Below are 14,239 nucleotides of genomic sequence, written 5' to 3'. Positions count from 1 at the left end.
GTCGTGCTCCCGTCCTAGTCTTCGCTGCTGCGGCTCAGTCGTACGTACACCGCGGAGAACCCCGCGAGGACGACGAGCAGGACGAGGCCGAGTGCCGCCGCGCTGCCGTAGTTGTTGAAGTTGAAGGCGTACTGGTAGATGAGGTAGACGACGGTGGTGGTGGAGCCCTCGGGGCCGGCGCCGTTGGTGAGCAGGAACGGTTCGGTGAAGACCTGCATCGTCGCGATGACCTGCATGAGCAGGAGGAGCGAGAGGATGAGCCGGGTCTGCGGGATGGTGACGTGCCAGACCTTGCGCAGCAGCCCCGCGCCGTCGAGTTCCGCCGCCTCGTACAGCTCCCCCGGGATGCCCTGGAGGGCGGCGAGGTAGATCAGGGTGGCGCCGCCCATGTTCATCCAGGTCGCCGCGATGACGACCGAGAGCATGGCGGTGTCGGTGTCCTGGAGCCACTGCTGTGCGGGCAGGTGGAAGATCTCCAGGACGCGGTTGAACAGTCCGTAGCCGGGGTCGTAGAAGTACTTGAAGAGCAGCACGGAGGCGACCGGCGGCAGCATCACGGGGAGGTAGACGAGCAGCCGGAGATAGCCCTGTCCGTGCCGGAACTCGTTGAGTACGACCGCGACGACGAACGGGACGACGAAGCCGAGCAGCAGGGCGAGGACGGTGAAGAGCAGGGTATTGCGCCAGGCCTGCCAGAACGCCGGGTCGTTGAAGACATACGCCAGGTTGGACCAGCCGGCCCAGGTGGTTCTGCCGTCCTCGGTCTTCTGGAAGGCCAGGACGAACTCCCGGACCATCGGATACCAGGAGAAGAGCGAGAAGCAGAGCACGGCTCCGATCAGGAAGCCGTGTGCTGAGATGTTGCGGCGCACGGCACGCAGGAACTCCTCGCGGGCGGAGTCCCCGCGAGCGGGGCCGGGGTGTCCGTTGCGAGGCCTGGTCGCCTTGCGGGGGGACAGGGTAGGGGCCGACATGGTGTCTCCTCGGTGCCGGTGAACGTCGAGCGCAGTAGGACGGGTCCGGATGCGGGACCGGGTCCGCGTGACCCGGTCCCACGCGTCCGTTACTGGTTCGCCAGAACCTGGTTGACCTGCTGCTCGGCGGTGGAGAGCAGCTTGTCGATGTTCGCGTCCTCATTGGTCAGCACAGCGGACATGGCGTTGTCGAGGATCTTGTAGATCTCCTGCGCCTTCGGCGGCTCGGCCTTGCCCGGGACGGGGTTGTCCATGAAGGCCTTGAAGTTCTCGACGGGCATCGTCGCGTTCGCGGCGCGCGCGGCGTCGTCCGTGGTCTTGCTCCCGCCGAGGAAGAAGTTCGGCTGCGGCAGCCCCACGGGCAGCTTGTCGGCCTTGGTGCGGGCCCAGTCGAACTGTCCCTTGCCGGGGGTGAGGTTCTTGAAGTTCAGCCAGGCGATGCCCGCCTTGATCTGGTCGGGCGAACTGCCCTTCTTGATCATGTAGTTGTTGCCGCCGAACAGGGTGCCCTTGGCGCCGGGGATCGGGCCCAGGCCGAAGGTCTCGTACGTGGCGCCGAGCTGCTGCACCATGTACGCGATGTCGTCGGGGGCGGCGAGGAACATGCCCAGCTTGTCGCTGGCTATCTGCTTCTGGAGGTCGCCCCACTTCAGCAGCTGGGTCTTGCCCATGCTGTCGTCCTCCCAGCGCATGTCGTGCAGCTGCCGGAGGACCTGCTTGCCGGTGGCGTTGTTGAAGGCGGCCTTCTTGCCCGAGGCGTCGACCACGTCTCCGCCGAGTCCGAACTGGGTGGCGGCGAAGTGCCAGCCGCCGTTGTTGCCGGCGCTGTACTCGCCGTAGCCGGAGATCCCCTTGCCGAGGGCCGCGATCTTCTTGGCGGCCGCGCGCACCTCGTCCCAGGTGGCGGGCGGGGTGTTCGGGTCCAGGCCGGCCTGTGTGAACAGCTTCCGGTTGATCATCAGGCCCATGGTGTAGTTGCTGGTCGGCAGGGCGTAGAGCTTGCCGTCCTTGCGGGCCACGTCGACGACCTGCGTCTGGATGTCCCCCAGCGCGGGCACGGACTTGTCGTTGACGTAGGCGGAGATGTCCTCGGCCCCGTTGTTGTCCAGGACCTGCTGAAGGTCACTGAAGTAGGCGTAGAAGACGTCGGGCTGCGACTTCCCCTTCAGCATCGCCGTGAAGCGGGGCGGCTCGTTGCACTGGCCGGGGGTGGACTTCCCGTTGATCGTGACGTTCGGGTACTTCTCGTTGAACGTCTTGATGTCCTCGTTCCACTCACGCAGCTCCGCGGCCTTGGCCGCCGGCGGCATGCAGTCGATCGAGATCGTCACCTTCGCCTTCGGATCGAGCGGAGCGGAAGGATCGGACGAACCCTTGGACGCGCTGTTCGAGTCCCCGTCCTTGCTGCTGCTCGTGCCGCAGGAGGCGAGCGAGGTCAGGGCAAGTGCGGTGACAAGGGCAGCCGCGGAGGCACGGCTGATACGGCGTGTGCGGCGCAACCCAGCACTTCTCATCGATGATCCCCTTTTGGGCATGAGCGTGGATGGCCCTCGGCCGACTCTCTGCCGGGGCGAGGCACACTCAACCAGCGGCAACATGTGAACGCAATATCTCGCGCAGTTTTCGTAAAAGTTTGACAGCGTCGCGCACGCGGCGTGCGGCTACTGGCTTGCGCACAGCACGGGGCGCCGTCCGGCAGACCGGACGGCGCCCCTGGGTGCGGTGACGGACTACGGGTTGATGTTGATCTTCATGGTGGATGTCGTGTTCTTGACGTCCTGGGCGTTGCCACTGAGCTTCAGGCCGTTGAAGGTGACCTCACCGACGGCGGGCCCCTGGCCTGCCTCCGGCATCTCGTTGGCCCACAGCCCGAATCCGGACTTGGCGTCGAAGGCGTCCCCGCTCCTGCGGGCTCCGGAGATCGAGATGTCGGTCAGGATCGTGTCCTTGATGGGGAACTGGGGCTGTCCTCCTACGTAGTTGGTCTGGAACATGATTCCGCTGTACGTCGGGTCCACGATGTCCACATGGTTGATCCGGATCCCCTGGAAGACCTTGGAGGCGGAGAACAGCCAGATGCCGGGGAATGTCTGCGTGCCCCAGAAATGGCCGCCGGAGCGGACCACCGAGACGTTCTCGACCGTTGTCGGACCGGTCCCGAACCCGTTCATCGGGTATCCGAAGTCCAGCGAGCTGACCGTGATGCCCGAGTAGACCAGGGTGTCCGCGATGAGGATGTTGCGGAAGGTGTTGTCGTAGCCGCCGTAGACGGCGACACCCGCCGCACGCCAGGTCAGCAGGGACGTGAGGTTCTCGTAGACGTTGTTCTTCATGTCCGCGCCGCCGGAGTCGATCGCCGAGAACAGCGCGAAGCTGTCGTCGCCGGTGGCCCGGGACTCGTTGTTGACGACATGGTTGTCCGTCGAGCCGTTGGTCATGTTGATGCCGTCGGCGAACGTGTTCCGGATGCGGGAGTTCCTGATGGTGATGCTGTCGGTGTTGGCTCCCCAGTAGAGGCACACCTGGTGCTCGTTCCAGACATTGTCGATCACGATGTCCGAGACGTTGGAGAAGTCGAACACCTTGCCGGGGCCGTCGATGCGCGAGGTGTAGTTCCCGAAATACGCGAAGTTCGCGAACGACGAGCCCTTGGCGCTCGCCTCGGCCCGGAAGCCGTTGTCGGTGTTCTCCTGGCCGGAGGGCGCGAAGAACCTGGTGTACCAGGGGCCGGCGCCGACGACCTTGACGGCCTTTCCGTAGACCTGGAACTTGCTCGCGGTCTGGTAGTCGCCGGCCGGCAGGTAGACACCCACCAGCTTGCCCGTCGTGTCCATCCGGACCTTGTCCAGAGCGTTCTGGACGTCCTGGTGGGTGAACCCGGCGGGAACGGCGTAGGCGGCCGCGTCCGGGTTCGGGATCTGGGTCGCCTGCTCCAGACCGATGAAGTCGATCGCGTACGTGCTGGTGTTCGCGGCGTCCTTCTGGAGCCGGATCCTGCTTCCGGCCGGGACGGTCCTGCCCAGCAGCATGTTCGCCTCGTCGTAGATGTGCCGCGGCGAGCCCGAACCCGGGGAGTTGCCCGGACCGGTCTCGGCACCGTACAGCCACGCGTACTTCGAGGTGAGGTCGATCGCCTTGAGGAAGGTGCCGTCCACATACACGTTCAGCTTGGAGTCGATGCCCCCGCCGCCCGCGGAGTCCGGGATGGAGAACCGGGTCACCAGGGAGTTGGTGCTCGCCCTGGTGGTGAACTCGACGTAGTTGCCGGTGCTGTCGAGGGTGACGGCCTTGCGGCCCGAGGCCTCGCCCGCGATGTCGCCGACGGTCCTGTTCGGGCCGACGACCTGTGCGCCGCCGCCGGTGACACCGTCCTCCGCCTCGTACGTGTCGTACGGCATGTCGGCGCCGCGTCCGACGAAGAGCGGGCTGGTGGCGGTGTTGTTCTCGCGCTTCACCGGGAGTTCGTTGGCGTCGTCGGCGATCACCGTCCTCACGGTGTACGAGCCGTCGACCGCCGTCCAGCTGCCCAGGTTCACCGGGGCGCCGGTCGCTCCGGCGGCCAGCGCCCCGGTGTAGGTGCCCGTGAGGGTCTTCACCGTGGCGCCCTTGGAGTCGAGCAGGGTCAGCGTGATGGCGTGGCCGCCCGAGGCGGACGCCACCGAGCCCTGGTTCTTGAGGGCGACCGAGAAGGCGACGCTCTGCCCGGCGGACGGGGCCGACGGAGAGGTGCTGACGCCGGTGGAGACGAGGTCCGAGCTGGCGACCGGCTTCACGACCAGCCCCGTCGCGCTGGTGTAGGTGTTGTCGGTCTCGTTCTGCTCGATGACCTCGTTCGCCGGGTCGGCGACCGCAGCGAGTTCGTACGTCCCCGCGCCGCGCGGGCCGATGTCGGCGCTGACCTGGGCCGAGGCCCCGCCCGCCAGGGCGCCCACGGACGCGGTGGCGACCTTGGAGCCGCCGAGCCGGAATTCGAGCTTGCTCGCCGGGGCCGCGACCGAACCGCTGTTGCGCACCGTCGCGGTGAGCGTGACCGGGTCCGACTCGACGGGTGCGGCAGGAGCCGCCGTCACCGAGGCGACCTGGAGGTTCGGGTTGGGTGCCGGAGCGCCCAGCACCTGGAACTCCGCCACCTGACCGGCGCCGGAGCCGGTGTTGGAGGTGAACTTCAGCTGGATGTCGGCGACCCTGCCGCTGACCGGGATGGTCACCGCGTTGCCGCCGGCCGGGCTGAACGCGTAGTCCTTGGCTGCGGCCAGACTGGTGAACGCGGATGCGCTCTGCTCACGGCCGAGCACCTGGATGTTCTGGGTCCTGGCCCCCCAGCTGCTGTCCGGGTTGAGCTTGACGACGACGTTCTCGGTGTCGGCGTTCGCACCCAGCTTCACGGTCAGCGTGTTGGGGTAACTGCCCCCGGCACCCTCCCAGTAGGTGGTCACGCTGTTGTCGTTGGCGTTCTCCGCGACGAAGGTGTGGACCACGGACGAGGCCGTGATGGGCTTGCCGACCGCGAGGTTGGAGGCGGTACCGGTGCTGCCGTTGCGGGTGACGGTATTGCTGTCGCCCGACACGTTGCCCGCCGCGTCCTTGGCCCGGACGGTGTAGGAGACGGTGGTGCCGGTCGACTGGGCGTCGGTGTAGGTGGTGACATCCCCGGCCACGCTCTTGCGCAGCACGTTGTTGGCGTAGATGTCGTAGCCGGTGACGCCCTTGTTGTCGGTGGACGCCTGCCAGACCAGCTTGATCTGACCGGCGGTCGCCTCGGTGAAGCTCAGGTTCGCCGGTGCGGTCGGCGCCTGGGTGTCGCCGGTGTCTCCCGTCCGGGTCACCGTGTTGCTGTTCGCCGAGACGTTGCCCGCCGCGTCCTTGGCACGGACGTAGTACGACACGGTGACGCCGCCCGGACGGGTGTCGGTGAACGTGGTGACGTCGCCCGCCACGCTGGTGAGCAGCGCGTTGTCGGCGTAGATGTCGTAGCCCGTGACGGCCGTGTCGTCCGTCGACGCCTTCCAGGTCAGCTTGATCCGGCCGGTGGCCGGTTCGGTGTAGGCCAGTTGCGAGGGCGCGGTCGGCGCCTGGGTGTCACCTGACTCGGGGCCGTAGATCTCCAGCTCGGACACCTGGGCACCCGGCTGTACGGAGTTGGCGCTGACGAGCACGCGCACATAGCGGGTGGTGGTGGCGTCGAAGGCGATCGTCGCCGACTCGCCGGCCGTCGGGCTGAAGGTGTACGCCCGGGACTGCGTCAGGTCACTGAAGTCCGTGCCGTTCGCGGAACCCTGGATCTTCAGCGTCTGGCTGCGGGCCTCCCACCCGTCCGGCAGCCGGAGCACCACACGGTCGACCCGCACCGAGGAACCCAGGTCGGCCTGGATCCACTGCGGCAGTTCGCCGTTGCGGCTCTCCCAGTAGCTGGCCGCGTTGCCGTCGTTGGCGTGGGCGGCGATGTACGTCTGTGTGTAGCTGCTGGCCGTGAGCGTGCGGCCGGCCGCCAGGTTCACCGACGACTCGGCGGCCGCCCGGACCTCCAGTTCGGCGAGCTGGCCGTTCTCCGACGCGGTGTTCGCGGTGATGTCCGCCCGCACGAACCGGACCAGGGAGGCCGGGACGTCGATGGTCACCTGGTTGGAGCTGCCCGGCGCGAAGGTGTAGGCGGCCGAGGTCTTCAGCGTGGTGAAGCTGGTGCCGTCGGCGCTGCCCTGGAGCGAGAGCGTCTGGCGCCGGCTCTTCCAGTCTCCGGGAAGTTTCAGCGTGACCCGGTCGATGCGGGTCACCTTGCCCAGATCGCTCTGCACCCATTGGGGCAGGGCACCGCCCGCTCCTTCCCAGTACGTCGACCGGTCTCCGTCCGCGATGTTTCCGGCGGCTCTTCCGCTGCCGGCGCTGCTCGCCGCCGTCCTGTGCCCGGCGGCGATGTCCGGACCGCCGGCCGCCGACGCGTTGAGCGCAGGCCAGCCGACCGCCAGCAGGCTGGTGGTGACGGCGGCGGAAAGGACACGCCATCTCCAGCGTTGGGTTCTCATACGTCCCCGATCTTCGGCCTCGGCGCAGGGCTCGGCCAAGGCGCGGCTCTGTCTGCTTCCCTGTTGCGGCATTGGATTCCTGCACCAACAGGATGGACTTTTGCGCTTTGCGGTCAGAGAGTTGCAGAGACTTGAGAACGAGTCCACCGTTGCGACAGAAGTGGAATCCTTGGCCGATGCGGCAGGCGTGCGATAATTGGCATGACAATCAAGGCATTTGAGCAATGAACGGGCAGGAGGATGACAGCCCGAGTCAACGCAAGGAATTTGCGCCATGATGAAAGCCGCTGAAAGAGTCCAGCTCGGAAGGGGTGTGAGACGGTGACCGACAGCCCGTCGGCGGTCGCCTCCGCGCCGCTCCACGTGGCGCCGAACCGCACCGGCTCCACGGACCGCGTCGGCGGCCGGGTGTGCCGCGGACACAGAGAGAGACGAGCGGGGGCCGTGGCCACGGCCCCCGCTCGTCTCTTCAGGTCTTCTGCGCCACCGGCTCGGCCCGACGGCCGAGCCACCGGTTCACCCCGCCGGGCTCCAGCGGTATCTGACGTCCGGCTCGTTCTCCTCGTTGCGGCCGCCGTCGTCGAATCCGACGGCGGTGAATCCATGCCGCTCGTAGAAGGCCCGGGCGTCGGCGTTGCGCTGGAAGGTGTACAGAGCGAGCCCCTGCGGGCGGCGTTCCCTGGCCTTCGCCAGCAGCCGTGTTCCGATGCCCCGCCGCCGCATGTCGGGGCGCATATAGAGCTGTTCGAGCTCGTCGCCGTCGAGGGAGACGAAGCCGACCGGCTCCGCGGCTCCCCCGTCCTCCTGGAACTCGGCCACCCAGACCTCCGTGCCCGGCAGCAGGACGTGTGTCATCCAGCCAAGTGTCGCCTCGTCGCTGTGCACCCTAGGCAGGTACGGCATGGCGGCGGCGCGGGAAGCGAGAAAGAGCCGGGTGAGACGGCCGGCGTCCTCGGCACGGGCCTCACGCAGCAGTACCGCGCCTGAGTGCGGGGGGCTGTCCGACGACATGCGGTCTCCTGTCCGAGGGCAAGGTGGCCGGAAAGCCCGCCGCGCAGCGTGAGCACGGTGAACTGGCCACCCTGTGATCGAACGTACGTCGGCCTCTGTCCGGATCTCCATAGGATATCGGTGACGCCGTGACGCTCCCTCACGGCGCCCTCCTCGGCGAAGGACCCGACGTAACGGTGGATCAGGCGGCCGCGGCCGTCCGTGCGGCGGGGCAGACGCCCGCCCGTGACAGCGACCGGCGAAAATGACGGGACGGGCAGATCGTACCGACCGACCGATACGGAGGAGTGGCAGATGCCGCAGACACGAGCCGGGCAGCAGGCACGCCCGGAGGACCTGACCGATGTGGCGCGGCTGGTGACGGCGTACTACACGCTGCACCCCGACCCGGCCGAACCGGGGCAGCGGGTCGCCTTCGGCACCTCGGGGCATCGCGGGTCGTCGACGGCCACCGCGTTCAACGAGGACCACATCGCGGCGACGAGCCAGGCGATCAGCGAGTACCGGGCACGGCAGGGGACGGACGGGCCGCTCTTCCTCGGCGCCGACACCCACGCACTGTCGGAGCCCGCACGGGTCACCGCCATCGAGGTGTTCGCCGCCAACGACGTGACGGTGCTGATCGACTCCGCCGACGGCTACACGCCGACCCCCGCTGTTTCGCACGCCATCCTCACGTACAACCGCGGCCGCACGTCGCAGCTCGCCGACGGCGTGGTGGTCACGCCGTCGCACAATCCGCCGGGCGACGGCGGATTCAAGTACAACCCTCCGAACGGTGGCCCGGCAGGGTCGGAGGCGACCGGCTGGATCCAGGATCGGGCGAACGAGATCATCGCCGGCGGCCTCAAGGACGTGCGCCGCGTGCCCTACGTCCGGGCACTGGCAGCGCCGTCGACCGGTACGTACGACTTCCTGGGCAGCTACGTGGCGGACCTGCCGTCGGTGCTGGATCTGGACGCGGTGCGCGCGGCCGGGGTACGGATCGGCGCCGACCCGCTGGGCGGTGCGTCGGTCGCGTACTGGGGCCGCATCGCCGAGGAGCACCGGATCGATCTGACCGTGGTCAATCCGCTCACGGATCCCACCTGGCGGTTCATGACGCTGGACTGGGACGGCAGGATCCGGATGGACTGTTCCTCGCCGTATGCCATGGCCTCGCTGATCGGGCAGCGTGACCGCTACCAGATCGCCACCGGCAACGACGCCGACGCCGACCGGCACGGCATCGTCACCCCGGACGCGGGGCTGATGAACCCGAACCACTATCTCGCCGTGGCCATCAACTATCTGTACACGCACCGGGACCGTTGGGCGGCGGGGGCGGGCATCGGCAAGACCCTGGTGTCGTCCGGCATGATCGACCGGGTCGCGGCCGATCTCGGCCGGCGGCTGGTGGAGGTGCCGGTCGGCTTCAAGTGGTTCGTGGACGGCCTGGCCGACGGGTCGCTCGGCTTCGGCGGCGAGGAATCGGCGGGGGCCTCGTTCCTGCGCCGCGACGGATCGGTCTGGACGACGGACAAGGACGGCATCCTGCTGGCCCTGCTGGCCTCCGAGATCCTCGCGGTGACGGGCGATTCGCCGTCCCAGCACTACGCCGCGCTGACAGCCCGGTTCGGTGAGCCGGCGTACGCCCGGATCGACGCCCCCGCGGACCGCGAGCAGAAGGCCGTACTGGCACGCCTCTCCCCCGAGCGGGTCAGCGCCGACACCCTGGCGGGCGAACCGGTCACCGCCGTCCTCACCTCGGCACCGGGCAACGGGGCCGCCATCGGCGGAATCAAGGTGACGACGGAGAACGCCTGGTTCGCGGCACGGCCCTCGGGCACCGAGGACGTCTACAAGATCTACGCGGAGTCCTTCCGGGGTGCCGAACACCTCGCCCTCGTCCAGGAGGAGGCCAAGGCAGTCGTCTCCGCCGCCCTGGACGCCTGACGGAAGGGGACGCCGAAGCAGAGCGGCGGCCCTGACGGCACGGCGTGGGCGGACAGTCACCGCCCACCGGTTCCCCGGTGGGCGGTGACTGCCGGTCAGGGCGTCGACACGACGGGCCGGGGCGCCGTCGCCATCCCGCCGCCGATGAAGAAGCTCGGGTGCGGCGGCTGGTTGTAGGCGGTGTTCTGCCAGGCCAGGGCCGTGCGGTAGGTGGTGTCGTGGAGCAGGGTGGTGATCTTCGTGCCGGTCTCGTACGGCGTGGAGTAGATCCGCAGCGCGGTGTTGTTCGTGGTCGCCCAGACGACTTCCTCGCGCCAGTCGCCGAAGAGGTCGCCGGAGATCGCGGGGGTGGCCTTGGTCCCGTTGTTCGAGTGGACCGATGCCCCGGTCAGCAGCAGGGTGTCGGCGGAGGTGCCGTACTTGTCGATGTGGGTGCCGTCGAGGAGTTCGCGGGTGGTGTCGCCGTCCCACCAGGCCAGGAAGTTGGCGCTGGAGGGCTTGCGGCTCGCCACGACGGTGCCCTTGGGGTCGCGCACCCCGTCGGCCGACGACGACCAGGACTCGGCGCCGGGGCTGCCGGCCCAGATGTCGCCGCTGACCCCGCGTCCGTTGTCGCCGGAGGCGGGCGTCGACCAGATGATCTGGCCGGTCCTCGCATCCGCCATCCAGGACGAGGGCTTGGAACTGTCCTCGTCGACCTTGAACTCCTCCAGGCCCGCACGGGACGGATCCAGGTCGCCGACGTGCTGGGCGTCGCCGTGGCCGTTCTTCGTGGTCCACAGGGCGCTGCCGTTGTCGTCGACGGCCATGGCGCCGTAGACGATCTCGTCCTTGCCGTCCCCGTCGACGTCGGCGACCGAGAGCTGATGGTTGCCCTGGCCGTCGTACCCCTTGCCGGAGTTGGTCGAGCTGTTGGTGTCGAAGGTCCAGCGCCTGGTGAACGCCCCGTTCCGCCAGTCCCAGGCCGCGATCACCGTGCGCGTGTAGTAGCCACGGGCCATGATCAGTGAGGGCCGGGAGCCGTCGAGATAGGCGGTACCCGCGAGGAAGCGGTCGACACGGTTGCCGTAGCTGTCGCCCCACGAGGAGACGGTGCCCCGTGCGGGGACGTAGTCGACGGTGCCCATGGCGGCGCCCGTCTGCCCGTTGAACATGGTCAGGTACTCGGGACCGGAGAGGACGTAGCCGGAGGAGTTGCGGTAGTCGGCCGACGCGCTGCCGATCACCGTGCCCCTGCCGTCGGTACTGCCGTCGGCGGTCTTCATCGCGACCTCGGCCTTGCCGTCGCCGTCGTAGTCGTACACCTGGAACTGGGTGTAGTGCGCGCCCGAGCGGATGTTGCGGCCCAGGTCGACGCGCCACAGCCGGGTGCCGTCGAGCTTGATCCCGTCGACGATCGTGTTGCCGGTGTAGCCGGACTGGGAATTGTCCTTGGCGTTGGTGGGCTGCCACTTCAGTACGAAGTCGAGCGCGCCGTCACCGTCGAGGTCTCCGACGGAGGCGTCGTTGGCCTCGTAGGTGTAGGCGACGCCGTCCGGAGTCGTGCCGCCGGCGGGCGGGCTGATGGGCACGTCCTTGTAGCCGCCCCGGAACTGTATGGCGTGGACGGAGTCGCTCTGTTCGACGCCGCCGACGATCGCGCGCACCGTGTAGTCAGCCGAGTCCGGGGCCCCGGCGTGGAAGTAGTTCGTCGAGCCGGTCACCGGCGAGGCGTTGACCTTCGTACCGGCCCGGTAGACGTTGAAGGACACGTCGTCCGCGTCGGTGGCGAGCCAGCGCCAGCTGATCAGGTTGCCCGCGTCGGTGTGGACGCTGACGACGCCTCGGTCCAGCGCCTCCGCCTGGCGCACGGTCGCGGCCTGCGACGTCTGGCCGGTCGCGACCAGTCCGGCGGCGGCCAGCAGACCCGCTGTGACGGCGCCGATCAGGGTGCGGGTGCGGGTCGTGCGGCGTCCGCGGGGGGAACGGGGATGCTCAGGAGCCACGTGCGTGCCTTCCGGAGTGGGGGCGGGTGGGGTACCCCCCAGTGCCCGCCAGGACCGGAAAGGTTGCCGGCCGGAGGCACCGGATCCGCGGCGGGACGTGGCGGATCCGCGCCCGGTCGCCCGGGGGCGGCGTCACCCGTTCGCCGCAGCGCGGGTGGCGGCCCGGGTGGGTGATGAGCAGGCTGTCCGCAGAGCTGCCGATATGCCAGGGGTGGCGGAGCCGGATGGGGGTATGACGTGCCGGAAGCCGGTGCACCGGTACCAGGGACGCCTATGGACGACGAGATGGCGGGCGCACTTCTGGACACGCTGTTCAGCCAGTCCGCGGTGGGACTGCACGTCCTGGACACGGAACTGCGGGTGGTGCGGGTCAACGCGCTGTCCGACGCGGTCGCGCCCGAGCGGATCGTGGGGCTGTACTTCACGGACGCGTACCGGCTCCAGGACCCCGAGAAGTCGTACGAGTTGCTGCGCGGGGTGCTGAAGAACGGTCTGCCCGTCCGGAACCATGTGATCCGCGGGCAGCTGATGGGGGCCCCCGGACCCGACCACGTGCTGATGGTCACGGTCCACCGCCTCGACGACCCCTCGGGCCGGCCGCTCGGACTGCTGGCGGCCGTCGTCGACGTCAACGAGCAGGAGAAGTCACGCGCCCGGGTGGACACGCTGGTCGCGGTCCGCAGGAGCGTGGGCCACTCCCTCGACATGGAAGCGATCTGCCAGGGGTTCGTGGGAGCGCTGGTGCCCCGGTTCGCGGACTTCGCCATGGTCGAGGTCGTGGAGGACGTGCTGCGCGGCTCGACCGCACCGCTCAGCCCGGTGGGATCCGATGTCCCTCTGCGGCGCGCGGCCCAGCTGGGTACCGACGGGGACACACCGGTGGGCGTGACCCGCCGGCTCCCCCGGGGCACGCCGTACGCGCTCGCCTCCGGTGACCTGCGGCCCCGGCTCGTCCAGCTCGGCCCGGACACCCCCTGGCTGGAATCGGATCCGTTCACCGGGCGGATGGTCTCGGCGCTCGGCGCCCACTCCCTGATCGTGGCGCCGCTGAAACTCCACGGGGCCTTCCTGGGACTCGTGAGCCTGTACCGCTGCTCCGGCTCCGAGCCGTTCGACGAGAGGGACCTCACCCTCGCGCTGACCGCTGCCGCCCATACGGCACTGACCATGGAGATGTCGCGGCGCTACGCCCATGACCATGTGATCGCCTCGACCGTGCAGCGCAGGCTCCTGCCCCAGTACAACGGCGTCCGGATCGCCGTCGAGACCGCGCACGCACTGCTTCCGGGGCACAACAGCGGCTGCTGGTTCGACACCATCGGCCTGTCCGGCGCCCGGACCGCGCTGATCATCGGAGACGTCGCCGGGCACGGACTCCAGACCGCCATCACCATGGGGCAGTTGCGCACGGCTCTGCACGCCCTGGCCGGTCTCGATCTGGACGCCGACGAGGTGCTGGCCCGCCTCAACGACACCGCCGACCGCCTCGCCCGGGAACGCCGGTCCCTTCCGCCGGGCGACTCGCTGCACCACCAGCCGCTGACGGCGACCTGCCTGTACGCGGTCTACGACCCCTTCACCCGGACCTGCACCGTGGCGCGGGCGGGGCACCCGGCGCCGGTCGCCGTCGGTCCGGACGGCTGTCCGGTCGCCCTCGGCGTTCCGGAGGGGCCGCCTCTGTTCTCGGACGACAGCGCCCCGTTCGCCACCGGAAAGGTCGAACTGGCCGAGGGCAGTGTGCTGGCCTTCTTCACCGGTTCGCTGCTGTCCGGCGACCAGGCGGTGGCCAGAGTGCAGGACGCCCTCGAATTCCCGGACCGGCCGTTGCGGGAGCTGTGCGACGACGTCGTCTACAGCCTCCGTCCCGAGACGCCGCCGGACGGTGCCGCACTCCTGCTCGCCAGAACGGGCGTCGTCCCGCCCGATCGGGTCGCGACATGGGAGCTGGCCCACGACCGGACCACACCGGCCATCGCCCGCACCCTGGTCCGCGACCGGCTCGAAGGCTGGAACCTCGACGAGGAGACGATCGAGGCGACCGAACTGATCGTGAGCGAGCTGATCACCAACGCGGTCCGCTACGGCACCCCGCCGCTGCATCTGCGGCTCCTGCTGGACCGCACTCTCACCTGCGAGGTCCACGACACCAGCCCGGTGTCCCCGCATCTGCGTCACGCCCGCACCGCGGACGAGGGCGGCCGCGGCCTGTTCATCGTCTCGCAGCTCGCCGCGCACTGGGGCACCCGCTACAGCGACGGCGGGAAGGCCCTGTGGACCGAGCAGGAGATCCCGTCCGGCGACGGCTCCTGACGGG

General features: G+C 69.0%; 7 protein-coding genes. 2 read left to right on the top strand and 5 right to left on the bottom strand.

Annotated features, from left to right (window positions below; genetic code table 11):
* Positions 1 to 14: 14 nt before the first annotated feature.
* From ACZ4LX_RS09080 to ACZ4LX_RS09065, 4 genes are all read right to left on the bottom strand, one after another.
* Positions 15 to 974, bottom strand: coding sequence for a carbohydrate ABC transporter permease (locus tag ACZ4LX_RS09080; RefSeq protein ID WP_467642567.1), 960 nt, complete (start codon positions 972 to 974; stop codon positions 15 to 17).
* Positions 975 to 1,063: 89 nt separating this feature from the next.
* The gene (locus tag ACZ4LX_RS09075; protein ID WP_467642565.1) at positions 1,064 to 2,488 is read right to left on the bottom strand and encodes an extracellular solute-binding protein; all 1,425 of its coding nucleotides are present in this window, start codon (positions 2,486 to 2,488) and stop codon (positions 1,064 to 1,066) included.
* Positions 2,489 to 2,704: 216 nt separating this feature from the next.
* Positions 2,705 to 6,994, bottom strand: a complete 4,290-nt coding sequence (locus tag ACZ4LX_RS09070; protein ID WP_467642563.1) for a discoidin domain-containing protein — start codon at positions 6,992 to 6,994, stop codon at positions 2,705 to 2,707.
* A gap of 516 nt (positions 6,995 to 7,510) precedes the next feature.
* Positions 7,511 to 8,005 (bottom strand): GNAT family N-acetyltransferase, encoded by a 495-nt coding sequence (locus tag ACZ4LX_RS09065; RefSeq protein WP_467642561.1) that lies wholly within the window; start codon positions 8,003 to 8,005, stop codon positions 7,511 to 7,513.
* Positions 8,006 to 8,299: 294 nt separating this feature from the next.
* On the opposite strand from ACZ4LX_RS09065, the gene pgm reads away from it, so the two are divergent.
* A complete protein-coding gene (gene pgm / locus ACZ4LX_RS09060; RefSeq protein ID WP_467642559.1) occupies positions 8,300 to 9,940 on the top strand; it encodes a phosphoglucomutase (alpha-D-glucose-1,6-bisphosphate-dependent) in 1,641 nt (546 codons plus the stop codon).
* 95 nt (positions 9,941 to 10,035) lie between these two features.
* Here the strand turns inward: pgm and ACZ4LX_RS09055 are convergent, their stop codons facing one another.
* Positions 10,036 to 11,925: a rhamnogalacturonan lyase gene (locus tag ACZ4LX_RS09055; protein WP_467642557.1), complete on the bottom strand. Its 1,890-nt coding sequence runs from the start codon at positions 11,923 to 11,925 to the stop codon at positions 10,036 to 10,038.
* Positions 11,926 to 12,198: 273 nt separating this feature from the next.
* Between ACZ4LX_RS09055 and ACZ4LX_RS09050 the strand changes: the two genes are divergently transcribed.
* Positions 12,199 to 14,235, top strand: coding sequence for a SpoIIE family protein phosphatase (locus tag ACZ4LX_RS09050; RefSeq protein ID WP_467642555.1), 2,037 nt, complete (start codon positions 12,199 to 12,201; stop codon positions 14,233 to 14,235).
* The last annotated feature ends 4 nt before the right edge of the window (positions 14,236 to 14,239 follow it).

It is taken from the genome of Streptomyces sp. NPDC026062, from assembly GCF_055568375.1.
Note: the sequence above shows the minus strand (reverse complement) of the source record. Positions and strands in the feature narration are given on the sequence as shown.

Coding starts and splice junctions, on each gene's coding strand:
- ACZ4LX_RS09080 (WP_467642567.1), bottom strand. CDS start 974: ATGTCGGCCCCTACCCTGTCCCCCCGCAAGGCGACCAGGCCTCGCAAC.
- ACZ4LX_RS09075 (WP_467642565.1), bottom strand. CDS start 2,488: ATGAGAAGTGCTGGGTTGCGCCGCACACGCCGTATCAGCCGTGCCTCC.
- ACZ4LX_RS09070 (WP_467642563.1), bottom strand. CDS start 6,994: ATGAGAACCCAACGCTGGAGATGGCGTGTCCTTTCCGCCGCCGTCACC.
- ACZ4LX_RS09065 (WP_467642561.1), bottom strand. CDS start 8,005: ATGTCGTCGGACAGCCCCCCGCACTCAGGCGCGGTACTGCTGCGTGAG.
- pgm (WP_467642559.1), top strand. CDS start 8,300: ATGCCGCAGACACGAGCCGGGCAGCAGGCACGCCCGGAGGACCTGACC.
- ACZ4LX_RS09050 (WP_467642555.1), top strand. CDS start 12,199: ATGGACGACGAGATGGCGGGCGCACTTCTGGACACGCTGTTCAGCCAG.